Genomic DNA, 22,701 nt, shown 5'->3' on the forward strand with positions numbered 1-22,701 from the left:
GAGAAGGTGATGGAACAAGTCGAGAGTAAGGACGTCAAGTTCGTCAGACTCCAGTTCGTCGACATCCACGGGTTCGTTAAGAACTTCGCGATCCCCGCGGAGCGCCTCGAGGATGCGCTGGTCGAGGGTGTCCTCTTCGACGGTTCGTCCATCGAGGGCTTCGTCGGCATCGAGGAGTCGGACATGATCGCGATGCCCGACCCGGACACCTTCGCCGTACTGCCATGGAGACCGAAGGAGGGTAAAGTTGCGAGGATAATCTGCGATGTTTACTGGCCGGAAGGCAAGCCGTTCGAGGGCTGCCCGAGACTCAACCTGAAGCGCGTGATGAACGAGCTCGCCGAGAAGGGTTACATGATGTACTGCGGTCCCGAGTGTGAGTTCTACCTGCTCAAACAGGACCCGGAGACGGGAGAGGTGGAGGCACACGACGAGGGTAGCTACTTCGACTTCTACCCACTGGACCGCGCCGAGGACATCCGGCGTGAGATCATCTTCGCGATGGAGGAGTTCGGTCTTGAGGTCGAGATGAGCCACCACGAGGTCGGTCCCGGTCAGCACGAGATCGACTTCAAGTTCGCGGACGCAGTGACCACGGCCGACAACGTCATCTCGTTCAAGCAGATCGTGAAGGCCATCGCCAGGAGACACGGACTGATCGCGACTTTCATGCCGAAGCCGATCTACGGCGAGAACGGTAACGGAATGCACACGCACCAGTCACTGTGGGATCCCGAGGGTAAGGAGAACCTGTTCTACGACCCGGACGCTGAGGACCAGTACTACCTGTCAGACACCGCCTTGTACTACATCGGTGGTATCATGGAGCACGCCCATGCGCTGTGTGCCGTCTGCAACCCGCTCGTAAACTCGTACAAGCGACTAGTGCCGGGCTACGAGGCTCCGGTGTACATCGCGTGGAGCCCGAAGAACAGGAGCGCGTTCATCCGTGTACCGGCCGCGCGTGGTAAGGCCACGCGAATCGAGTACCGCTCGCCAGACCCGGCGTGCAACCCGTACCTGGCCTTCGCCGCGATGGCCGTCGCGGGTGTCGACGGCATCGAGAACAAGATCGACCCGGGCGACCCGGTGAACGAGAACCTTTACGAAATGAGCGAGGAGGAGCGGAAGGAATTAGGCATCGAGCACCTACCAGAGAACCTCCGCGACGCCCTGGAGGCGTTCGAGGAGGATGAGGTCGTGCAGAGCGCGTTCACGGACCACATCGTGGAGCAGTGGCTGGAGCTGAAGTGGGAGGAGTGGGGCGAGTACCGGGAGCGCGTCACCAAGTGGGAGATCAAGAAGTTCATTGTCTACTAAGCCCGGAACCTTCTTCCCCACCACCTATAGTATTGTTACAGGGGTTGAAACGAAATGAACCAGCTGGACGTGATGATCCTCAAGATACTCGCCGAGGCAGATCGACCCATGGGCTCCGGTCGCATCGCCGAGCTCATCGAGGAACGGTTCGGTGAGAAGTACAGCACGCGCTCCATCCGGTACCGCCTCCAGAAGATGGAGGATAAGGGACTAATTCGGAGGGTACGGAGGAACGACAGGGTAGTCGGTGCCGAGATCACCGAATGGGGCCTCACGGCGCTGAAGATCGAGACATCTTCCGAACGCGTGGGCATGTACCTCTCAGTGATCGAAGAGATGGCTTACCGTTGCTCCTTCGATCCCGATGTCATGAAAGGGAGAGTAGTTTGCAACGTCTCCGTAGTGAAGAGGGAACACCTCGACGACTTCCTCGACGCAGTCGTTGAGACGTACCGTGCCGGCATCTCGCCCAGCCCGCTGGTGGCGATTAAAGAGGATCTGTCGGATCACGACGTCGAGGTAGGAGAGGACGAAGTCGCAGTACTCACGGTGTGTTCCGTCACCATCGACGGTGTTCTGATCAACCGGGGTATCCCGGTAACACCCGTCTGCGGAGGCCTGCTTTACCTAGAGGAGGGCGAACCTCTGGGTATGCAGGAGTACATAGAATACGAGGGGTCTACAGTGGATCCTCTCCACGTGTTCGTCGCTAAAGGGATGACTCAGGTCGAACGCGTCCTAGAAACCGGTACCGGGTTGGTCCCCGCCAACGTCAGGTACGTACCGTGGGCGGCGCTGGAGGACGTCGAACGTGTCGAACGCGAGCTCGAGAAAGCCGACATCCGTGGGATCGTAGACGTCCCCAAAGTCGAAGGGGAAATCTTGGGAATCCCACTCCCACCCAGAAGCTTGGGTATCGTGGCGTACGGTGGGCTGGTCCCGGTAGCCCTCCTCGAAGAACGCGGTATCTCGACTCGAACGTATCCCACGCGCACTTTAGTGGAGTATTCCTCGCTAGAAGATGCCCGCCGTTACTAACGCCGGAACCTCGAGAGTAGTCGTCTGATGGGACCCAAGATACCCTCAGAGGAGGTCATCCTCCGGATTTTCAACTCTTCCCCTCCCGCTCTTTCGGGCAACTTCTTCGGAGGTCCCAGTTCCTTCAACCTTTCAATGAGGTCTTCCGGCAGTACCGTGGATAAGGCAAGGCTAGCTCCAGCTAGGACCACACTCTGCTCGTAGTGGTACCTGCTTCCGGCGAAGAACCCGGTAACGTTCGAGAGTATCTCGTTCGGATCTTCCCAGTCCAGATCTACCGTGGATCCTGGTTTGATGGCCTCCTCCTTACTGTTCATCTCAATGAACACTTTAGCATCTTCAGAAACGCCCGGGTATCCGGCAAAGACAAAGAGCACGGGTTCCCCGGCGTGCGTCAGTACCTTCCCCCTCTTCCCGTTCACCCTGATTTTGACGGTGTGGTACGGCCTGGGTGGATCTTTCAACAGCTTGGTCACGAGGTTATAGCCGGTCTCGAACAGCTCTTCCCGCGTGACCGTGTACCGGTTGAAAGACAGGAAGTTTGAGGTGACCAGTATGAACAACGGTAACACCCCGATCACGCCGTGACTCCCGGCGCCCTCCCCTCATAACCCGATCGTCATCTCAGTCATCTTATCAGACATTCCGCCCCGGTCATCGGGTGGGGTGAAGCCTGTGTCCGCGTTTAAAACGTTGACGTTGCGGGTGTACTGGGACGAAGCACGGTTCGAGGTCCTGGACCAAACGGAGCTACCGGACCGAGAGGTTTGGCGTGAATGCACTTCCTACAAGGATGCCGCGGAAGCCATCGAGAACATGCGCGTCCGAGGAGCACCTCTCATAGGAGCCGTCGCCGCCTTGGGCGCGTGGGTGGCGTACGAGCGGGACGAGGACTACGGAGAGGCCATCGAACGACTCCGTAACACACGGCCGACAGCACGCAACCTCTTCTGGGCGCTCGAGAGGATGGAGGACGCTCAAAACCCACGAAAGGAAGTCGAGCGGATCCTACGAGAGGATGTGGAGGTGAACCGAAAGCTCGGCGACCATGGGGCCGAACTACTGCCAGACGAGTGCACGGTTCTCACCCACTGCAACGCCGGGGCACTAGCCTGCGTGGACTGGGGGACAGCACTCGGTGTCGTCCGGTCCGCGGTATTCGACATGAACAAGGAGGTCGAAGTCATCGCGACCGAGACGCGTCCCGTGCAGCAGGGGGCGCGCCTAACCTGTTGGGAGCTCTCAAAGGACGGCATACCGGTGAAGCTGATAGCCGACACGGCCGTAGGATACGTGATGTCGAAGGGTAAGGTCGACGCGATCATCGTAGGTGCAGATCGCATCGCCCTGGACGGATCCGTCGCCAACAAGATCGGCACCTACCAGATCGCCGTGTTGGCGGATCGCCACGACGTGCCGTTCTACGTGGCGGCCCCTACGAGCACCATCGACCCAAACACCGAGACCGGCGAAGACATCCCGATCGAACACAGGTCCGAGGAGGAGGTGAAAAACGTCCGTGGCGTCCGGGTGGCCCCAGAGGACGTGACGGCCCTCAACCCGGCGTTCGACGTCACACCGCCGGAACTCATCGACGCCATCATCACCGAGAAGGGTGTCGTCGAGCCCCAGGAGGTGGCCGACCTGGTATGAGTAGCATCCTCGACCCGATACGCGGGATCCCCGTGGATCTCGAGCTAGTGAGAAGGGAACTCAACGTCGATCTTCCCACGGCCCGGTACTTGGTACGGACCGGTCTGATCACGACCGACGGAGCCCGGGTGCTCCGACGCGGGCCCACCACCGGGACTTGCGCCACCGCGGCCGCCAAGGCCGCGGCTATCCGACTCCTGGAGGGCAGAACGGTACGGATCGTCCGCGTTCGCCTGCCGATAGGGACGGTAGTGGGCGTTCGGGTTTCGCGCGTCGATGGGTACCCACCCGAAGCCAGAGTGAAGAAACCCGGGAACGACGACCGCGTGGACGTCACCGCGGGTGTTACCATCGCCGCCAGGGTCGAGGAGACCGGCTCCCAGGGTATAGAGATACGCGCGGGTAGGGGGGTTGGTGAGACACCATCCGGAGAACCAGCGATATCCGAGGCTGCGCGGGAACAGATAATCGACAACCTGCGCTACCTCGCTGACTCCTACGGGATCGGTCTAAGGGTCACGATCGAGGTGCCGGACGGCGAGGAGATCGCCCGCAAGACCCTGGCACACCGTCACGGGGTAGAAGGAGGCATCTCGATCCTGGGAACGAAGGGTTTGGTGGACCCGAACTCAGAGGAGGCCATCGAGGGGTCGATCCGGAGCGACCTCCGGTACGTCGGGCGCTTTCCCTGTCTGGTCACCGGGTACAGGACCATGGACAGGGCGCGACGACTCGGGATACCCTCTCGCGACATCATCAACTGCCATGGAAGGTACGACCTGGCGCTCGAGGCCGTGAAAACAGGTGTTCCGGCGGACGGGGAGGTCAAACGATTCGGCGCCGTGCTGATCTTCGGAATGCCAGGCAAGCTGCTCAAGCTCGCGGCGGGCGTGTACAACACGCACTCGAAGGTAGCCGACGCACGCCGCGAGTCCCTGGTGACCCGACTAGTCGAGATCGGCCGGCCCGACATCGCGGTCAAGGCGTTGCGTCACGAGGGGCTGATATCCGAGTTCCTCAGAGGCCTCGACCCAGACGTCCGTCGGAAGCTGTTCGAACGCGTCTGCGAGCTCGTCGAGGAGCGGGTGAGCTCCGATCACGACATCGAGTGCGGGTGCGCGCTATACTTCCGCTCGGGCGACTCCGAAGAAGTCGTTGAGGGGGAGGGCTGGAAGCGGCTGGTTCGCGGGCACGATGATGATCTGATCGGCCGTCCGAGGGGATGAGGACACAGGCCGCCGCTGAATCCCGACCTTAACGGAGTGGAAGCATCCCGGATGATGACCTAATCGGCCGCCCGATCGGTGAGGACGTTCCAGGCCGCTGACGGGGTCAAGCTACCTCGACACCTTCCGAGACCCCGTGTATCGCCGACACGCACTTTCCGCTCAACGCGTCTTCGAGCGCCGTCTTGACGTCTTCGGCATCCTCGCGCCAGCACACGGCGAAGACCGTGGGTCCCGCGCCGCTGATCGCGAACCCCAACGCCCCTGCCCCGTAGGCGGCTTCCCGGAGCTCACCATATCGGGGCACGAACCGCCTGCGCACGGGCTCGGAGATCCTATCCTGTCCGATCAACCTCGCGAACGTCTCCGCGTCCCCCTCCGCGATCGCCGCCACCATCAGCGCGACCGCCGAGAGGTTGTTCACAACGTCGTCAAGCGAAGGCGGCCTTTCTCTGAGGACCCTCCTGGCCTCCTCCGTGGTCACCCTGACCCCGATCGGCGTCACCGTCACGAACCCGAGGTCCCCAGGTACCTCCAGCCTCCTGTACTCCCGCTCGGACCGCCAGATCACGAAACCGCCCAACAGGCACGGGGCCACATTGTCGTAGTGGGGCTCCCCGGCTGCCGCGCGCTCCCCTTCCGCCGCGAACCTGAGCAGCTCGGACTCCTCGAGCCCTAGCCCGAACTCCCGGTCGATAGCCACGGCCGCAGCCACCGCCGAGGCCGCGCTACTACCTAATCCCCCCACAGGAACGCCCTTACCGATCTCTAAGGTCACCCCGGGTAGGTCGAACTCCTCAACCATCCTCAGGGCCACGCGTCCCGCGGTGTTGCGCTCGGGATCGGTCGGGATCGAATCCTCGGTGACTATCCTCACGCCGTCCGCTTCGCGGGCCTTCACGACGTCATGGAACCCGTCGACCGCCAGTCCGAACACGTCGAACCCTGGACCGACGTTGGCGATCGTCGCCGGTGCCCGTACGACCGTCGACAACGGCGTCACCCCGACAAGGATACTTAGCGCCGGCCCTTCCTGGGATCGGGTGGTACCCTTGAACATCAGCCGTTACTTCGCTCTAGCCCCCGGCGCCGGGGTTTCGTCCAAGGAGCTCGTCCAGTGGCTCCTCGAGAACTCACCGCCCGAAGTGACGATCAAGGAGACCTGCTTCGGGGCCATCGCGGACGGTCCCGAGGACGAGCTACGGAAGCTCGCCGAGAGGGCACGTGAGGAGTTCGGATACGCCGTGTTCTCCAAGGTGAGGGGATACCCCGCAGGGGACCCCAGAGTCTGCCGGAGAACCAGAGGGGGCGGTCCCAGACCCGGGTTCCCGCAACTCCAGCGCGAGGTCGAACTCCTCGACCTCATCGCGGAGGGATTGCGCGCCCTGGACAGGGGGGAGGAGGTAGAACTAGAGGAGCGGGAACCAGTGTCCGCGAATACGATCCGGAAGCTCGCCGAAGAAGAGCTGGAGTAACCCTCGTGAGGGATATCGGCGTCCTAAGATGAGATGACGGGGATACATATCGGGTACAACATCGCCACAGCTAACAGCTCACGCCCCGCATGGAGTCTTCCTGTATTATCTTTTTCCACCGTCAATTAATAAGTCTAAGAAATGTCACAGAACCTGATAGTCGAATCCCGACTTCCGTATTCTGCCGTCAGGATAATACCACACGAGACGTGAACGTGTGCTGTGGGTCGGAGATGATGATCCAACCTACCGGCACCCCATATCGTGTCGCTAGTGTGCGGAACCTCCTAGGGTTCTGATCAGGAAGGCTTCTAGTCGGTCTGAGTTCTCCTAGAGGGTCCCCGGAGCTCGATCGTATTCGAGGTCTCGCGTCGGAGGTCGGGCTTAACTCGCAAAACGAGTACCCGAAACGAGTACCCGTCTCGCCCGGTTCGTGTGGAGATACGAGAGTACTGAGAGTGGAGTTGCGCATTAACTGACGGGTCCGGCTAGAGGACTCTCCCAGGTCCAGGGAAACTTGACACCCCCGTGGAATACTTTCGTTCTAGGGTTTGGGTGGAAAGCTCGCCCGCGCTCGAACCGGTGATCACGACTCAACCTGGCAACGTAGTACGGGGCCGCTGGAGCTTCAGCGGCCCGTCTGCTCCTCGATACGATGGGTGAGAGTGTTTACGTACTGTTATCCACTAACACTCATACTAATATCGCACTATATACGTATCATCTTCGTATGATTACTCAACAATAGTAATGTGATCGCCCGACCACGATGGAACGGAATGTGGATCACGGGTGGAAATTCTACACCACTTCCAACGCGGGATCGTATTGGAAACGAACGCACATGTCCGGTACTGGGGCGAGGGTCCACGAAGGAGCACCGTCTACGGCATAAGACTCAAATACTGGAAGGGGTTGGATGGGATTGTGGGATAGGGCCCGCAGTTCAGCCCGGCAGAACGCCGGCCTGACGAGCCGGTGGTCCCGGGTTCAAATCCCGGCGGGCCCACCACCGCTAATTGTTACGAAAATCATAACAACATGACCCCGGACCTCGAGAATGAGGTGATTGAATTCTCTCCATACCATCATGGGAATCGTGACGCTCGCTCCGCCTAACTATTATATGAGTCATATGTTCTTGATTTCCGGAAAGTATTGAGCGGTGGTCCCGCCGGACCTGGGGGACTGTTGAGGCTGGGCATCCCGTTCCTTGTCGGCGTTACGGCGTACCAGGGTGGGACCGGCAAGACTACAGTGGCTTTCAACGCAGGTTTGGAGTTCGCGCGTCCTAGGGGCTTCGACGGTGTCCCAGCCTGCCCAGTGGTTATGATCGATCTTGACCCACAGGGTCAAGCCAGGAAGGGTGGGAGAACGCTGGTTTCCTTGTTCGAGGACGGACCGTTCGAGCGACACTCGATCAGGATATCGGTCTCGGACTTCCGAATGTGGAAAGTGGAGTACGATCCCAACGGCTTTGACGACATCGTCCGAAAGGACGTACCGTTCGGCACCGCACTACTGGCCGTACCTAGAAAGGGGCTGGAAAGGATCAACGCCAGTTCGTTACGGAGATTAATAGGGGAGGTACACGAGTTGGTTGGCGATCCCCCAATCGCCTTGGTGGACACTCCACCGATGAACGTGAGGGCGGAGTGGGTTCGAAACATTCTGGTAGAGTGCGATCTGGTGGTGCCGGTGGCGGACTTCAGGTCGATCAAGCAGTTAAGTAGGTTCTTCCGTGAGTCGGGCTACGTGACCCGATTCGCCGTACTGAACAAGGTGTTCGAAGGGCGAACGAAGGAGGCCGAATTCCTGAGGAAGCGTGTGAAGGAAGAGCTGAGCCGATTACCGATAGATACCGAATCCGACTTGATTTGGGTTCCCGATTCCGAGGTGATCCGCGTGGCGACGGATCTCGGAGTACCCGTGCGGATGAGGTTCAACTCCTACGGTTACGCCACACCTTTCCGTAGGATAGCACGTCGAATCACACTGGAATGGAGCCGGAGGGTGATATAATGACTTCCACGGAGGTCAAGTTCGACGGCGAGGCAGTACAGCGCGTGTTCGGCGTTCCGCGAGATGTGATTAAGGGTACGGTAGTAGGAGCTATGGACGTCATGGAGGAGAGGAAATCCGAAGGCCTCGCCGCGATCCGGCGACCGGATGAGATATGGCCAATAGGACGGGCACTGGCGCGGTTGGCCTCGACGGCGAGAACGTCGCTAATCCGGACGGGCGGTATCTCGGAACCGTGGGGAGTACTCGAAAACGTGCTTGGAGACAACGAGCCGAAATCCCCGCTTCTCCGTCGATTGTGGGCTTTGACTATGGGACGGGGAAGTGTTGGTTTCCCTGCACTGACTCCGGAGACTACGGTGATAGCTTGGGGCGTTCGAGACACCGGCGAGGTGAACTTGGAGGTGAGAAGCTTGGTGGAAACCCCGGTTGTTCGAGGTCTGGTGACGCTGGCAGTGATGGACGACATGGGTGAGATGATGCTAGACAGGTTAGGTGATCGGGCGGAGCGGTTGTCCGAAGCACTCCGACGGGCGTTCGACGACCGAGCGATCAAACTTCTGGGTACTTGCGCGTGCTCGTGGATGTCGGAGAAGCTCGGGGACGAGTTCGAGGAGTGGTGGAACGAAGGCGGTGGGTGGCGGGCTCTCTATAGAGTCGTACGTAAGAGCGAGCTGGTGGAGTCGACGGTGAAGGAACGCACCGGGATAGAGCCCGGGAAGTAAGCCCGCGGTCCGGCCCCCACGGTTTCGTTTCATGATATCCGGTTTTCGAGTTCTCGGTACACCCCGCCCTCACTCGTCGCGAAAGCGACCACTTATCAGAACTGTCGACATTTTACCCGCTCATCGACATTGATTGTGAGGTATTCGTCATTCATGGCTAAAGATAGTGAGTGAGTTATGGTGGCTAGTTTTGAAAGGTGGATAAATCTGTGTTGGATGGTATATGTGAAATAGTTGAAAGATTGATTTGATTAGGCAGTGTTCATATAAGGAGTAGGACAATAACATTTTTCAATCGGGAAAGGATAGGTGTGTCGAAGTTGATGGTGATGAGAATGAAAAGAAAAATAAAGGCAGTAAGAGGTAAAAATAGTAGAAAGCAATACACTGAACTGTTGGATTAAGAAGAACACTCTCGAGAAGAATACTCTAGATTACTGGGTCAAGGTATAATAGAAGATTATGCATAGAGGTGAGTAAGGTGTGATGGGGAGGAGGACTACTCCTTCTCCACCGGGCCCAGGACACTGTCCAGGGCCTTCTTCCAGGCCTTGGTGGGCACCTCCGGCATCGCGGTGACGCCCTCGCGGACGACGGTTATCGCGCTCACCGGGCACGCCCGGGCGCACGCTCCGCAGTAGGCGCAGGTCTCCGGGTGTGCCACGATCTTAGTTTTACCAGCCTTACCGCCTTTCTCAAACTCCAGCGCGCCGCACGGGCACACCTCGACGCACAGTCCGCAACCGACGCACTCCTCGTCGTCGACCTCCAGGGTTCCCTCGTACGGCTTGATCACCTCGATGGCGTCGACCGGGCAGACGAAGCCACACCATCCGCAGTATACGCAGGAGCTCGGGTCGACGTCGACGGACCCATCGACCTCACTCTTCTCCGGGATCTCGCCGCGGGTGGTACCGTAGCACACCATACAGCCGACCTTGATCGCGTCCACCGGGCACGTCCTCATGCATACGCCGCAGTACACGCACTTGTCCTCGTCGACTTCGATGCTGAACTCGGGCTCAGGGTTATCGGCGCTGGGCTTCGGCCGCTCGACCGTGATGGCGTCGGCAGGACACGCTTCCTCGCAAGCCTTACAATAGATGCACTTCTCCTCGTCGATCTCGATCTCTCCCATCACGAGGTCACCGGGTGTCGGAACCTCGCGCTCGACTGTAATAGCCTCCTGCGGGCAGGTGTCGGCGCATAGGGAGCAGTACACGCACTTCTCCTCGTCCACTTCCACCGACTTCGGCAGCTTAGGCAGTCCAACCTCTGTCATGGGCTTCCCGTTGACGAACAGCTGGATGACGTCGTACGGGCATACGAAGGAGCAGATGCCACAGAGGACGCACTTACTCTCGTCGACGTCGATCGGGTCCTCTCCCTTGCGCACGACGGCGGACGGTGGTGCCACGGAGATCGCGCCCACTGGGCAAGCCGTCTCGCAGATCCCACAGGCGGCGCACTTCGACGTGTTTACCACGAGTTCCCTCTCCTCTGCACCCTCCCTGACCACGCGCAGCAGCGGTGGGGATACCTCCTTCACGGGTTCTAGCCTGGCTTCCGCCATGTGTGTTTCCCCCAAGTAAATCTCGTTCGCGCCACCCTCAGACCGTCGTCCGCTATAAATCGTGTTGTCGACACCTGAATGATGGTAAAGGTTATCTATATTTACATGCGTAAGACGCAGTCCACCTCGGCACCACTAAGCGACAGATGTCCGCTGTCGGCGTCCTAACTTCACGGATGAAACGGCCGTCTTTCATGTTCCGAAAGGTTTAAGTCCGAAGAGTAGAGGACAGACGTTGTGTGGAGTCCGATTGCTACGTCTGGTCCAGAAGGTTCTGTGGTGGATTCTGTCCAACCTGGAAGAAGTTATCTATACGGAGAACTTACTGCTCCGCGTGGTAAGCCGTACGATCGTTGTGATGTTGCTACCGATCAGGTTACCGTACAGGTTGTTGAAGACGATCGCTGAATACCTACGACGAGGACTTACATCCACCTACTAGAGAACGTTCCGTTTACTTTCTTGAGATTCCGAGGTTCGCGTTCCCCGTTGCCATGTACCCTACCCGGTGCCCTTGTTTTCCTCCGTCAAGGACGTCACGCGGTGACCATCACGGTTAGTCTTACGGTTGATTACCGCTCCACTTTTTGGTGCGAGGCACGCTGGTTCGAATAGGGAGTGCGGTTGGCTCACGCAGTGATCCGAGTTTTCAGTCCGATACTTACCTGTATGGAGTTTTCCGTAGGTGATGATACCTTCCGATACCGTCAAGAGTCGGGATCGAGGGTTGGTATCATTCGCGAGCGACGGACCGTGGCGGGTCAGTGTCATAGCGTACGCCCGGTGTACCTAAGTGGTGCACCGCTGTGTAATCCGTCAGGAATCCGATCGGCCGGGGGGTGCCTCCGTGGCGAAGATCCTGGTGACGGATCCCATACACGAGGACGCGCTGAGGAAGCTCGAGGAGCTAGGAGAGGTCATCGTGTTAGAGGACGCCGACGAAGAGGAGATCCGGGAGCACGTGAGGGACGCGGACGCTTGGGTGGTGAGGAGCGGGACGAGGGTGACGAGGGAGATGATCAAGGAGGCCGAGCGCCTCAAGGTCATCGCCAGAGCGGGTGTGGGCGTCGACAACATCGACGTGAAGGCCGCTACGGAACGCGGTATCATCGTCGTCAACGCGCCGGAGTCGAGCTCGATCTCTGTCGCGGAACACACGATGGGTCTCATCCTCGCGTTGGCCAGGAAGATACCGCAGGCGGACAGATCGGTACGCCGCGGGGAGTGGGACAGGAAGACGTTCATGGGCGTTGAGCTGGCTGGGAAGACTTTGGGCCTCATCGGCCTCGGCAGAATAGGTCAACAGGTGGCCAAGCGTGCCAAGGCGTTCGAGATGGAAGTGATAGCGTACGACCCGTACATACCGAGGAAGGTGGCGGAGGAGCTCGGGGTGGAGCTCGTCGACGAGCTCGAGGAGCTGCTGGAGCGCGCCGACATAGTCTCGATCCACGTCCCCCTGACCGAGGAGACGGAGGGGATGATCGGCGAGGAGGAGCTGAAGAGGATGAAGAGCTCGGCGTTCCTGATCAACTGCGCGCGCGGTAAGATCGTGGACGAGGAGGCGCTGATCAAGGCGCTGAAGGAGGGCTGGATCGCGGGCGCCGCCCTCGACGTGTTCGCCGAGGAGCCGCCCGGCGAGGACCACCCTCTGTACGAGCTGGACAACGTGGTCCTGACGCCGCACATCGGCGGCTCGACTGGTGAGGCACAGCGATCGGCGGGTCTGATCGTGGCCCGTGAGATCGAGCGGGTGTTGAAGGGTGAGATCCCAGAGAACGTGGTCAACCTACCGCTGGCTGGCGTGCCGGACGACGTGAGAGAGCTGATGGAAGTGGGCGAGCGACTGGCCGACGCTGCCGCCCAGGCACTCGAGGGACGTCTGAGATCGGTTCAGGTTAAGGTGGGTGGTGAGTTCGAGGATCGGGAGAAGGAGGCGCTGAAACGGGCAATTCTGAAGGGATGCCTGGACCGTGTGTTGACGGATCCCGTTACCATGGTCAACGCGATAGACGTCGCCGAGCGAAGGGGGATCGAGTTCGAGTTCACGGTCTCGGACGAGCTCGAGGGAGGAGAGGTGGAAGTGGTTGTCCGCTCGGACGAGGACGAGATCTCGCTCAGGGGCGAGCTAGTCGAGGATCGGGTGTACCTGACGTCGGTGAACGGGTACGAGGTGAGGTTCAAGCTCAGCGGTCCGACGCTCTTCGTGTGGCACGTGGACAGGCCTGGGGTGATCGGGGAAGTCGGGATAATCCTGGGCGAGCACCGCGTGAACGTGGCAGCGATGGAAGTCGGACGCCGGGAACGTGGCGGCGAGGCGATCATGGTCATACGGACGGACGAGGAGCCGCCCGAGGAGTGCCTGCGGGCCATCGACGAGGTCGAACCGGTCCGCCGGGTGGAGCTCGTCAGGTGCTGAAGAGCGTGGCCGTGGCGGGTGACCTGGACCGGTTTAGGGAGGTGATTAAGGAGAGGGGTTGGTCGGAATACTCTCCCAACCCCGCCACGGGCCTCCTCACGGAGCTGGTCGAGCGGTTCTTGGCTAGGTTCCCGGGTGCCGTGGCCGTCAAGGGACCGGACCGGGAGCGAGGTACCGAGGAGTTCGTCGTCGAGATACCGGGCGGCGACGCGTTCTTGGACGAAATACTGGAGGAATGTGAACGGATACGTGAGAACTTCGAAAGAGAGTTCAGAGGAGAGGTCACGATCAGCCTCGGTGTAGGCGTCGGCCCGGCACCACGCAACCGCCGTCCACTCCGCGAAGGCGAGTCGCCGGCGGTCCGGAGGGCCCTCGAGGCGCTTCGGGAGGCGAAGAGGAAGGGAGGAAACGCTATCGTAGTCCGGGGGTGACGGAGTTGACGGAGTTCTGGACGCGGTGCTACGCGCTGGCGGCGAGATCGCTGATCGAGGTTATGAGGACGAAATCGTACCCGGTGCAGTATATCCTCAGGAAGACGCTGTCCGAGTACGACGACAAGACACAATCCGTGACGCGGAGCATGGTGTACGACGTGCTCCGCCGCTACGGGACACTAGAGCGCGTCGTCGACGACGTCTCGAGGTCAGAGCTTCCGCCGTTGGAGCGCGCCCTCGTGATGGTGGCTGCGAACGAGGTCCTCTACGAGGGTAAACACTCGGCACCGGTGACGGACTCCGCGACCCGGGCAGCCAAGGAACTCGGATTGAACCACCGCCGCGTCCACGGAGTCGTCGCGGACCTAGAGGAGTACGAGGGACCGGAACCGGAGGACGATATCGACAGGATGTGCCTTGAGTACCACCATCCACGGTGGTTCGTCGAGAAGTTCGGTGCCCTCATCGACGAGGACGAGCTCAAGGATCTCATGGAAGTCCACAACGAACCGCCTGAGTACTATACGTTCCGAGTTAACACGATGGTAACCGACGTAGAGGACGTCCTCCGTGAGTTCGAAGAGCACGGCTTCGAGGTGGAGCGCGGGAAGTACGTCGACTACTGTATCCGGGTGAAGAAGGGGCAACCGCTGCGGCTGGAGGAGCTGGAGTGTTGGCGGGAAGGGCACATCGTACCCCAGGACGAGGCGGCGGCACTGGTAACCGAGATACTGAACCCACAACCCGGGGAGAGGATCGCCGACTTATGCGCCGCGCCGGGCGGTAAGACCACACACATCGCACAACTGACTGGAGACGAGGCGGAAATCCTTGCCGTAGACGTCAGTGGGGTACGACTCCGCAGGCTAGAACGGTTCGCGGAACGAATGGGATTCGAGAACATCGAGACCCTACGCGCGGACGTCCGCAGGCTAGGTAGGAACCCGCGGTACGTGGGTAAGTTCGACCGGGTGCTGTTGGACCCTCCATGCTCCAGTCTTGGAACGCTCCGGAGCGATCCCGACGTCAAGTGGAAGATCGGGCCGCGAGATATCCGAGAGTTGGCACTAAAGCAGCGTCAGCTCATCCGCGCGGCGGCCCGACTGCTCAAACCTGGGGGCGTACTGGTATACTCGACCTGTACCATCACACCCGAAGAAAACGAACTCGTCGTATCCGAAATTATCAAGCGGGATCGCTTGCGTCCCGTGGACGTACGTTCGAAGTTCAAGTTCTTACACCCGCCCTTAGGAGTCGACGGAGTATCGTCGAGCTTGGAAGCCGGTCGGATGTGGCCACACGTCCACGGTACTACCGGGTTCTTCGTGGCCAAGTTGAAGAAGGTGGCTTAACAAGTGAAGGCTATCCCGAATCCCGCTATCCCCGCGATCGTGGGTGGTAGGAGTGTGCGACATGTTCGCTCGAGGATCTCTGCATTACCGAACACGGCCGTCCATAGGTACTTCACGAGTATTGATTCCAGCGAGGACAGTGCGATCAGTACGCCCGCGGTCGAGGAAGGAAGGGTACCCGAATTCACCATATAGGCTAGGCTCAAGCTCATCGCGTTGCTGCTGGCTAACGAGCCGACCACGGCACCGACGACCAAGCCGGCTTTCCCCGCGAACAGCTGTCCTATCTTCAGTGTCATCGAGAACCCCGAAATGAGGAGACCTAGCTTCACCGCGGGTTTCAGGGAGAGGGGAGACCGCATCCGATCCTTAACGACACGTCGGAGATCTTCCTCGTCGACTTCCGCGCGACCCGACTCGTATACGGAGATAGCGAACCCGGCTATGGCCGCGGGGATCGCCACGTAAGCCACCTTCTTCACCACGGCTAGGTCCCTCGAGACGGCTGCGACCAGGATCATGTTGCGTAGGATCGCGACGGAAGTCGCGGCGGGTACTACGGCGGCAGGCACCAAAGGGAGTTCCTTGAACCTCGCCACGACGGTCGCGGTGGTGGCGGAACTGCTGACGAAACCTCCGACCAGAGACGTCGTCAGTACCCCTCCCCTGACGGACGTCCGAACTCCCAGGTACCCGAGTGCCGTCACAGCGAGCACCAGCAGGACGATCTCCAACACCCTCCTCAGGTTCAGAACGCCCCAGGGATCCACGGGGCCGGGTGGACAGAGCGGATAGACCAGTGCGGCCAGCGAGAACACCGTCAAGGCGTCCAACACGTCCCTGTCGGACAGTCTCCTCAGGACGGGGTGGATCCTCGCCCGGGAGAGGAGTACTACGGCCGTCGCGATCGCTAAAGTGGCTCCTTCTTTGAACCTACCCATTCCGACCAACGCACCAGCGGCGAACGTGGCCAACAGCGCCAACGGTGTGACTATACCCAACGATCGACGCTGGTACACCCGCATGACGTACATCGTCACGGCCAGCGCGGCGGCCCCAACCGACGTCACCGTGGCTATGGGGACGCATCCTAACCTGTAGAAGTACGCGGTGAGTCCTCCGAGCACACCGATTAAAGTGAACGTCCTGAAGCCCGCGACCCGACGCGCGATGTGAGCGTGCTCGCGCTCGAGTCCCACCACCATCCCTACCGCGGCCGATAACACCAGCATCTGTAGGAACCGGAGGTACTCATCCATGACGATATCCTCCCGGGGGCAACCTGAATGGGGTTGGACTACGAGCCTTCACACTTGATGTTACTGGTTACGGTATTGGACGATCGGGACGGCGAGGTGCTGGGCGACGCGATTCAAAAACTGATCGAGCGCGAGGAAGTACTCGCGTGTCACGCGGTCCCGTGTGTGACGAAGAAGAACCGGCCCGGACACGTCCTGGTGGTTTTAGTGGACGGTGGTGAGAATCCCGACCGGGTAGCGGAGGACGTCGCCCGTGACATCATGGTGTTAACTGGGTCAACGGGTGTCGACAGGTTCGATGCCGATGGTGTGTACTCCGTACCTTCCAGGTTCGAGGACGTCCGGGTGGTATACGGCGAGCGTGAATGGAGGGTCAGCGTCAAGATCGCGGAGACAGAGGAAGGAGAAGTCGTCACGGTGAAAGCGGAGTTCGACGAGTGTCGTGAGATAGGTGAGGAGACGGGGATCCCACCGCGCGAGGTGAAGGCCATGGTAGAGGCCGCCGCGAGGGTCGGGGGTTGGGTCGACCTCAAGGATCGCGAGATTAAAGTTCGGTAAGTGTCCAGACCCAGTGGCATAACGGTATGAAAAAGTATCCCCGGACCGTGGGGCCCCCTCTCATCCCGGCGCCTCGCGGCGTCGAGGGGGCCCCGCCGACTTGTACCGGGGGTCCGTAGCGGACGCTCATCGGATCGGCTTCGGCCACCTAGCGCCCGTCCCTTGAGGGAAGTTAGCGTGAAAGGCCTCCGTCGGCGCCGCAATCATCACGTGTCAGGTTCGGGCAAGAGTCTTCATCGGCTAAACTACCGACGATGGCGTAAGATTTGAAGATCTCGCTCGAACGCCACGGAGGACCAACAGCGTAGAGAAGGAGCCCGTCCGCTTCAGGGGCGGAGGATGTCGATCTTCTCCTCTTCGACGGCTTCGATCGCTCTCTCCATCAGTTTCTTCGCGAGATACGCCGAGGATTCACGAACGATGATCTGGAGCCTTCTCCCTTCGACTTCGAGTTCCCCTAGATCGACCTCGACCGCCGGGCAGAACTCGTGACAGTATCCACAATGGAAACAGTCACCGGTCCGGAGGTCACCGTACGGATACGGGCACTTCTCCTCGAGTCGGCAAGGGTCACAGTTCTCACAGCGATCCGGGTTCCAATGGATGGTCTCTTGGATCCACGTATCGGCGTACGTGGCCTCCTCTACTGGTGTTCTGTCGGAGAGCCTAGCGATCGGTAGGGCGGCGTCGGAGTGATCACGCTCCAAAAGCGGAAGCGTTTCCTCGGTAACCGCTATCACTGACGCGACACCCGCGATATTCTCCGGTCCCGCGGATGTCCTATACTCGCCCATGAACGTAGGGTCACACTCGGTGAGATCCGCGTGAAGTGTTAAGTTAGGGCGTTCCCGGGTGCTGCGGGTACCTCTTCCAGTGATGACCCCGGGAGCCCCACAGAACAGTACACGTCGGCCGGGTCGATGGAGGCGGAGGTCCGGATCGTGTTCCAGAGGGTTGTAACCTCCGCACCCGCTGAAGGATGCCTCCCCGGGTTCCAGAGGTCTCGGTGCGAAGATAGTCGACGCGGGTCGTTCGCCATCGTTGAATATCGCGGAGTAGTTACGGAAGCACGCACGGGTAGACGCGATCATCGCGCGTTCAAGCTCATCTAGGCCGACTGTTACCTCATACTCACGACCGTCGTCCGATACGGCGACGACGTCGAACTCTTTACCCTCCGCTATCGTGCGGAGTAGGTGCGCCCCAGAAACGTCTCCATGAGCTGTAGCCGGGACCAGACACTCGATGAGTCCGAGGCGCTCGTTAGGGCACGGGCCCACGGGTACTCTTATACCCTCTAGGTATGCTTCCTCGAATCGACGCACCTCACCGGGTTCAGTGATGCGAAAAGACAAAATCCCATAAACTCCACTCATCAATCCGACAGTGGCGCAAGTGACGGCATCGACGGATCGACGTTCACCTTCGGTCATGTCCCAGAACTCGTCGATACGTACCACGGTAGGCACACCCGATCCCCCGCATCCACTGAGCCCCAAATATTCTGTACTAACGTTACCGGGCAGCCTTAGCCCCACTAACGGCTTAGCAAACCCTTTACGGCACGTGTAGTTTTTTCACGCCGTGAAGTAAGATGATGACGGAGGTAAAAGGGTATAGTGGAGGATAGAAACGGCGTCACGTTAACTGAACTGCACCGGTATCGTCGTAACGAAGCGACGTAGGTATGACGGTAACGATCGAAGGTCTAGCGGAGCCAGTGGGCGCGCTCCGCTACCACGTACCCATCGTCGGACTTGGGTGCGTTCTTGAGTATTTTCTTCTTGAATTCACGATCACGCCTCGGATTGTCATCTTCACGGAACTTACGCGTCCTCTCGGAAGTTGTCCACGTCTCATCCTCCGCGTCAACGTCTTCTAATCGTTCCGCGAACTCTTCCAGCAACTCCATAGTTTCCCTTAGGATATCCAAAACATCGACGTCATCACGCTCGGAAGCCAGAGACAGGTACGTATCGACCTCGAGGAGTTGCTCAAGCTCCCTTCCCTTCATAACGAGACCCCCAGCAACTCTCCGGACCGCGCGACGAGTTCGTCGTCCAGGTAAAGCTCGAACTCCTTAATAACCGCATCGAGATGCACCCGTGAGCTTACCCGCCCGCCAAACGTGCTGTTGTCCCCCAAACCCTATGTGGACGGTCCCGTAGACCTTCTCGTCTTCCAGTACCACCCCACACAGCTTCGCCCCGGGATTGGTGCCCACTCCCAGCTCGCACAACATTTCTCCGTTCTCGATCCGGCGGATCAGCCGAACGAATTCGAGATCTTCATGCGAGGCTTCGACCATCCGACCATTCGAGATCTCAAGCTTTATAGTCAAGCTTTATAGGCTCGTCGAGAATTCCATCAGGCGCCACGCTGCCGTCGATTTGAACGTGCCCTTCCGCCGACCCTTCGATCGGGGCTACGAAAGCCTCTCCAGCCGGAAGGTTACCGAATTCCCCTGGGTCCCGCAGGTTCCCGTCGTCCGCCAGTGCCTCCCGTCCGCTGATGTCTATCACGAGCTCGCCCGCAGGAGTCACCAGACGGGCTTCGGAGGCTTCAGTGAGGCGTTCAGCGAGTCCTCGAGACAAACTCCTCAGCCGCTTATAATCGACGTCAATGGCACGTTCCGCGGTATCACGAGTGAGGCCGGGCATCGATGCCACCCTAGCCCCGGCTTCGCAGGTCCGTCGCCGGGCCTCCGTGTGAGATATCGACCAAGAGGTGACGGCAGCGACCGCGTTGGAGCTCCTCATCATTGCCGCGACGTGGTCTGGGGGCTCCTCGCCGTGGGTTTCCCTGGGATCGATGATGACTAGCGCTCGGTCTGTCCCTTCAGCGGCTTCGAACAGTTCGCGACCTAGTTCCTCCATCCCGGGATCGGTCAGCACGAGGAAACGCTCGCCCTCAGAGAGCCCTAAGCACTCTCGAACGACCCGTTCAGCCCAGCCCAAACCGACCACCCGCGTGACGTCACGCTCTGGAAACTTCGGACACGTAGCCCCGGACCGGTGAAGGAAGGTACGAACGGCGTCGCGATTTGCGGATGGGGTGTTACAACGGCTCCATCTCACGTGTTGTCGGAGGACCAGAAGTTGAGACGATACGGTTTCTCCGAACTACAGGTTGCGTCTCTCGAACAGGTAGTCCGACTGACTGTAAGCGTGAAAGGAAAGCTAAACGACCACATTACCCACCTCACAGGCGAGCCGGGCCCACGTCAGGATGTCCCTCACGGCACCCCATACCCGCCTCCCGGGTCAACGCCTCCGGCTTTTCGAGCATCTTCACGACGTTAAGCGCGTGTTCTTCCGCCCTCTTCACCGCCAGCTCGTGGAGCTCCCGTTCATCCTCCGCCTCATCCTCGTGTACGAACACTTCGATGATATGCGTGTTGGTGAGTAGTTGTGCCAGTATTAACCCCATAGAGGCGACCATCGCGCACTGTTTGTCGATCTCGGTGGGGCCGGGCATACCGAAGGCCATGACCAAATCGCAATCTTCCTCCTCGATCAGTCGCTTGCAAGCCACCGGCAGATCCTTTATCCCAGGTACCGTGTACCTGGGAGTCTCGACCCCGGGTAGGTACTCCTTCAAGACCTTCTCCGCGACTGAGGCCATGTCAACTCGGGCGAAGGTCGTGTCCGCCAGTCCGACTTTATATCTGGTCACCGGTCATCACCCCAAGCTTCGGGCTGAGAGGGGTCGGGTTTGAGGACCTTGGAAGCGTCGAGGCGCAGGACGGCGTTTGCGCAGGCACTCAGCGCGCAGAGAGTCCCTCTGCCCGAGCCCGAGGGAGTGATTATTTCCGGATACTCCTTCACCCTGAGCTGGACGCCACCCTCTATTTCGGTCAGACGCTGGAGCACCACGTTTCCAAGTGCGCTTATGGGCTTACCAATCCAACAATGCTTCAAGGGACATTCGTCACAGTAGGCTCGGAGCAATCGCTTAGAGCGTTCCGACCCGTATCCGGCCTTCAACTCAGCCCGGACGATCGCGTAAGCCACACAGCACCCTCGGTTGGTGACACTTCGGTTCGCCAGCCTAAGGCTCGCGAAAGCTATTCCGAAGCGGACTCTCACACGATTCACGACACCGTCATCGGCCTTCATTTTACCCGTGTTGGGAACGTCGGCGAGCTCACGCTTTAGCTCACGGTATACTCGGGGATGCCGTACCGCCGCCAAGGCCAGTGCGCAGGCTGGACAGTAGGAAACGTATTCCGATTTCGAACCGTCGTAGTGTATCTCCACCTCAGAGCCGAGATCGTGGCGTCGGACGAGTATAGTACCTCCTCCACCGAGGACGATTCGAGATGCAACCTTGTCGACCGTCAGCACCCTCCCATAGCCGAATACACGCGCCAGTCGTCTCATGTCACGCTCCGGAGTGAGGACCTTAGAGAGCCTTTCCTCCCACCCTTCCGGGTAGACCCCAGATTTTATCAGAGATTCGAGTATCGCCGGTGCCCAAGTGACGTCGCGACCTTCGGTCACCGACTCGTCCGGACCGATAAGGCGAGCTCTCACACCCAGCCGCTCCTCGATGCACTCCACTCGGTATCCCGACCACGATAGGATTTCCAGGGTAGCGTGTGCGATACCGCACGCTCCCTCTCTCGGATCGAGAACGCGTTCAACTTGGTTGCGGATCCCCTCCAACGGCCGCACCACCTACTCGGGGTGTGTATCATGTTCGACCCGGAAAAGTTCGTCGAAGAGGCTGTCGAAGAACTACGCCAGGAGATAGGGGATAGGAAAGCTATCATTGCCGTATCCGGCGGCGTCGATAGCACCACCGCCGCAGTTTTAACGCATCGGGCCATCGGGAGCCACCTGGTGTGCGTGTTCGTCGATCACGGTTTCATGCGCAAGGGCGAGCCGGAACGCATCCGCGAGTTACTGGAAGAAGAACTGGGTTTGAACCTCAAGTTCGTCGAAGCCGCGGACGAGTTCTTCGAGGCACTTCGAGGAGTTACCGATCCAGAGAAGAAGAGGAAAATCATCGGGGAGAAATTCATCGAAATATTCGAGCGGATAGCGAAGGAAGAAGAAGCCGAAGTGCTCGTTCAGGGTACGATCGCACCTGATATCATCGAGTCCGAGCGTGGAATCAAGTCTCACCACAACGTCGGTGGACTGCCCGAAAAGCTGAACCTCGACGTCGTGGAGCCACTTCGGGACCTATACAAGGACGAGGTGAGGAAGGTTGCTCGCTACCTGGGAATACCAGATGAAATCGTGGAGCGTATGCCATTCCCCGGCCCCGGTCTCGCAGTCCGAGTGCTTGGTGAGGTAACGCCTGAGAAGGTCGAGATCGTGCGTGAAGCGAACGCTATCGTGGAAGAAGAGGTCGAGAAAGCTGTCGAAGAGGGGAAGATGTCGAAGCCGTGGCAGGCCTTCGCCGCACTCCTGGACTGCAAGGCCACCGGTGTGAAGGGTGACGAGCGGGACTACGGATGGGTCATCGCCGTTCGGATCGTCGAATCGATCGACGCGATGATAGCGGACGTACCAGAGGTTCCGTGGGAAGTCCTACGCAATATCCAGGACCGGATCACCAGTGAGGTACCTGAGGTAACCAGGGTTTTGTTCGACGTAACTCCTAAACCGCCAGCAACTATCGAGTTCGAGTGAGGGGGGAC

Annotated in this window: 23 protein-coding genes and 1 tRNA gene; 14 read left to right on the top strand and 10 right to left on the bottom strand. The window is 59.6% G+C overall.

Features of this window, described 5'->3' with window-relative positions:
• Positions 1-9 precede the first annotated feature (9 nt).
• A complete protein-coding gene (glnA, locus tag BW921_RS03330) occupies positions 10-1,320 on the top strand; it encodes a type I glutamate--ammonia ligase (protein WP_088336472.1) in 1,311 nt (436 codons plus the stop codon).
• 54 nt (positions 1,321-1,374) lie between these two features.
• Positions 1,375-2,358, top strand: coding sequence for a DUF128 domain-containing protein (locus BW921_RS03335; RefSeq protein ID WP_148688565.1), 984 nt, complete (start codon positions 1,375-1,377; stop codon positions 2,356-2,358).
• Here BW921_RS03335 and BW921_RS03340 read toward each other — a convergent pair.
• Positions 2,355-2,921, bottom strand: a complete 567-nt coding sequence (locus tag BW921_RS03340; protein WP_148688566.1) for a hypothetical protein — start codon at positions 2,919-2,921, stop codon at positions 2,355-2,357. The two genes, BW921_RS03335 and BW921_RS03340, sit on opposite strands and share 4 nt — an antisense overlap.
• A gap of 112 nt (positions 2,922-3,033) precedes the next feature.
• Between BW921_RS03340 and mtnA the strand changes: the two genes are divergently transcribed.
• A complete protein-coding gene (mtnA, locus tag BW921_RS03345) occupies positions 3,034-4,011 on the top strand; it encodes an S-methyl-5-thioribose-1-phosphate isomerase (protein WP_236953773.1) in 978 nt (325 codons plus the stop codon).
• Positions 4,008-5,237 (top strand): cobalt-precorrin-5B (C(1))-methyltransferase CbiD, encoded by a 1,230-nt coding sequence (gene cbiD / locus BW921_RS03350; protein ID WP_148688567.1) that lies wholly within the window; start codon positions 4,008-4,010, stop codon positions 5,235-5,237. Before mtnA ends, cbiD begins: the two co-directional genes overlap by 4 nt.
• A gap of 106 nt (positions 5,238-5,343) precedes the next feature.
• On the opposite strand, the gene BW921_RS03355 is transcribed toward cbiD, so the two are convergent.
• Entirely contained in the window at positions 5,344-6,231 is an 888-nt protein-coding gene (locus BW921_RS03355; protein ID WP_168168709.1) for a homoserine kinase, read from the bottom strand.
• A 58-nt stretch (positions 6,232-6,289) separates the two neighbouring features.
• Here BW921_RS03355 and BW921_RS03360 point away from each other — a divergent pair, with 58 nt between their 5' ends.
• The 4 genes from BW921_RS03360 (at position 6,290) to BW921_RS03375 (ending at position 9,459) form a co-directional block, all read left to right on the top strand.
• Entirely contained in the window at positions 6,290-6,712 is a 423-nt protein-coding gene (locus BW921_RS03360) for a methanogenesis marker 6 protein (RefSeq protein ID WP_168168710.1), read from the top strand.
• Between the two features lie 935 nt (positions 6,713-7,647).
• Positions 7,648-7,724: transfer RNA gene (locus tag BW921_RS03365), tRNA-Val, on the top strand.
• Between the two features lie 179 nt (positions 7,725-7,903).
• Entirely contained in the window at positions 7,904-8,734 is an 831-nt protein-coding gene (locus BW921_RS03370) for a ParA family protein (RefSeq protein WP_148688570.1), read from the top strand.
• Positions 8,734-9,459: a hypothetical protein gene (locus BW921_RS03375; protein ID WP_148688571.1), complete on the top strand. Its 726-nt coding sequence runs from the start codon at positions 8,734-8,736 to the stop codon at positions 9,457-9,459. The genes BW921_RS03370 and BW921_RS03375 overlap by 1 nt, the downstream gene beginning before the upstream one ends.
• A 499-nt stretch (positions 9,460-9,958) precedes the next feature.
• Here BW921_RS03375 and BW921_RS03380 read toward each other — a convergent pair whose 3' ends face one another.
• On the bottom strand, positions 9,959-11,032 hold the full coding sequence (locus BW921_RS03380; RefSeq protein WP_148688572.1) for a 4Fe-4S binding protein: 1,074 nt from the start codon (positions 11,030-11,032) through the stop codon (positions 9,959-9,961).
• 250 nt (positions 11,033-11,282) lie between these two features.
• On the opposite strand from BW921_RS03380, the gene BW921_RS03385 reads away from it, so the two are divergent.
• The 4 genes from BW921_RS03385 (at position 11,283) to BW921_RS03400 (ending at position 15,234) form a co-directional block, all read left to right on the top strand.
• Positions 11,283-11,474, top strand: coding sequence for a hypothetical protein (locus tag BW921_RS03385; protein WP_148688573.1), 192 nt, complete (start codon positions 11,283-11,285; stop codon positions 11,472-11,474).
• Positions 11,475-11,879: 405 nt separating this feature from the next.
• Complete coding sequence (gene serA / locus BW921_RS03390; RefSeq protein ID WP_148688574.1) at positions 11,880-13,448, top strand: phosphoglycerate dehydrogenase; 1,569 nt, start codon at positions 11,880-11,882, stop codon at positions 13,446-13,448.
• Entirely contained in the window at positions 13,442-13,879 is a 438-nt protein-coding gene (locus BW921_RS03395) for a hypothetical protein (RefSeq protein WP_148688575.1), read from the top strand. Before serA ends, BW921_RS03395 begins: the two co-directional genes overlap by 7 nt.
• 5 nt (positions 13,880-13,884) lie before the next feature.
• The gene (locus BW921_RS03400; protein ID WP_148688576.1) at positions 13,885-15,234 is read left to right on the top strand and encodes an RsmB/NOP family class I SAM-dependent RNA methyltransferase; all 1,350 of its coding nucleotides are present in this window, start codon (positions 13,885-13,887) and stop codon (positions 15,232-15,234) included.
• Here the strand turns inward: BW921_RS03400 and BW921_RS03405 are convergent.
• Positions 15,231-16,493 (bottom strand): MgtC/SapB family protein, encoded by a 1,263-nt coding sequence (locus BW921_RS03405; protein WP_148688577.1) that lies wholly within the window; start codon positions 16,491-16,493, stop codon positions 15,231-15,233. The two genes, BW921_RS03400 and BW921_RS03405, sit on opposite strands and share 4 nt — an antisense overlap.
• Before the next feature lie 27 nt (positions 16,494-16,520).
• Between BW921_RS03405 and larC the strand changes: the two genes are divergently transcribed.
• The gene (larC, locus tag BW921_RS03410; RefSeq protein ID WP_148688578.1) at positions 16,521-17,051 is read left to right on the top strand and encodes a nickel insertion protein; all 531 of its coding nucleotides are present in this window, start codon (positions 16,521-16,523) and stop codon (positions 17,049-17,051) included.
• A gap of 326 nt (positions 17,052-17,377) precedes the next feature.
• On the opposite strand, the gene BW921_RS03415 is transcribed toward larC, so the two are convergent.
• The 6 genes from BW921_RS03415 to BW921_RS03440 form a co-directional block, all read right to left on the bottom strand.
• A complete protein-coding gene (locus BW921_RS03415; RefSeq protein WP_148688579.1) occupies positions 17,378-18,520 on the bottom strand; it encodes a methanogenesis marker 16 metalloprotein in 1,143 nt (380 codons plus the stop codon).
• 239 nt (positions 18,521-18,759) lie between these two features.
• Entirely contained in the window at positions 18,760-19,065 is a 306-nt protein-coding gene (gatC, locus tag BW921_RS03420; protein WP_148688580.1) for an Asp-tRNA(Asn) amidotransferase subunit GatC, read from the bottom strand.
• A gap of 66 nt (positions 19,066-19,131) precedes the next feature.
• On the bottom strand, positions 19,132-19,392 hold the full coding sequence (locus tag BW921_RS03425; protein ID WP_148688581.1) for a hypothetical protein: 261 nt from the start codon (positions 19,390-19,392) through the stop codon (positions 19,132-19,134).
• Positions 19,376-20,008, bottom strand: coding sequence for an aminopeptidase (locus tag BW921_RS03430; protein ID WP_148688582.1), 633 nt, complete (start codon positions 20,006-20,008; stop codon positions 19,376-19,378). Before BW921_RS03430 ends, BW921_RS03425 begins: the two co-directional genes overlap by 17 nt.
• 244 nt (positions 20,009-20,252) lie before the next feature.
• A complete protein-coding gene (gene ribC / locus BW921_RS03435) occupies positions 20,253-20,726 on the bottom strand; it encodes a riboflavin synthase (protein ID WP_148688583.1) in 474 nt (157 codons plus the stop codon).
• The gene (locus BW921_RS03440) at positions 20,723-21,718 is read right to left on the bottom strand and encodes a hypothetical protein (RefSeq protein WP_148688584.1); all 996 of its coding nucleotides are present in this window, start codon (positions 21,716-21,718) and stop codon (positions 20,723-20,725) included. The genes ribC and BW921_RS03440 overlap by 4 nt, the downstream gene beginning before the upstream one ends.
• Positions 21,719-21,748: 30 nt before the next feature.
• On the opposite strand from BW921_RS03440, the gene guaA reads away from it, so the two are divergent.
• Positions 21,749-22,693 (top strand): glutamine-hydrolyzing GMP synthase, encoded by a 945-nt coding sequence (gene guaA, locus BW921_RS03445; RefSeq protein ID WP_148688585.1) that lies wholly within the window; start codon positions 21,749-21,751, stop codon positions 22,691-22,693.
• Positions 22,694-22,701: the final 8 nt, after the last annotated feature.

Source organism: Methanopyrus sp. SNP6 (assembly GCF_002201895.1).
Lineage (GTDB): Archaea > JAADCQ01 > Methanopyri > Methanopyrales > Methanopyraceae > Methanopyrus.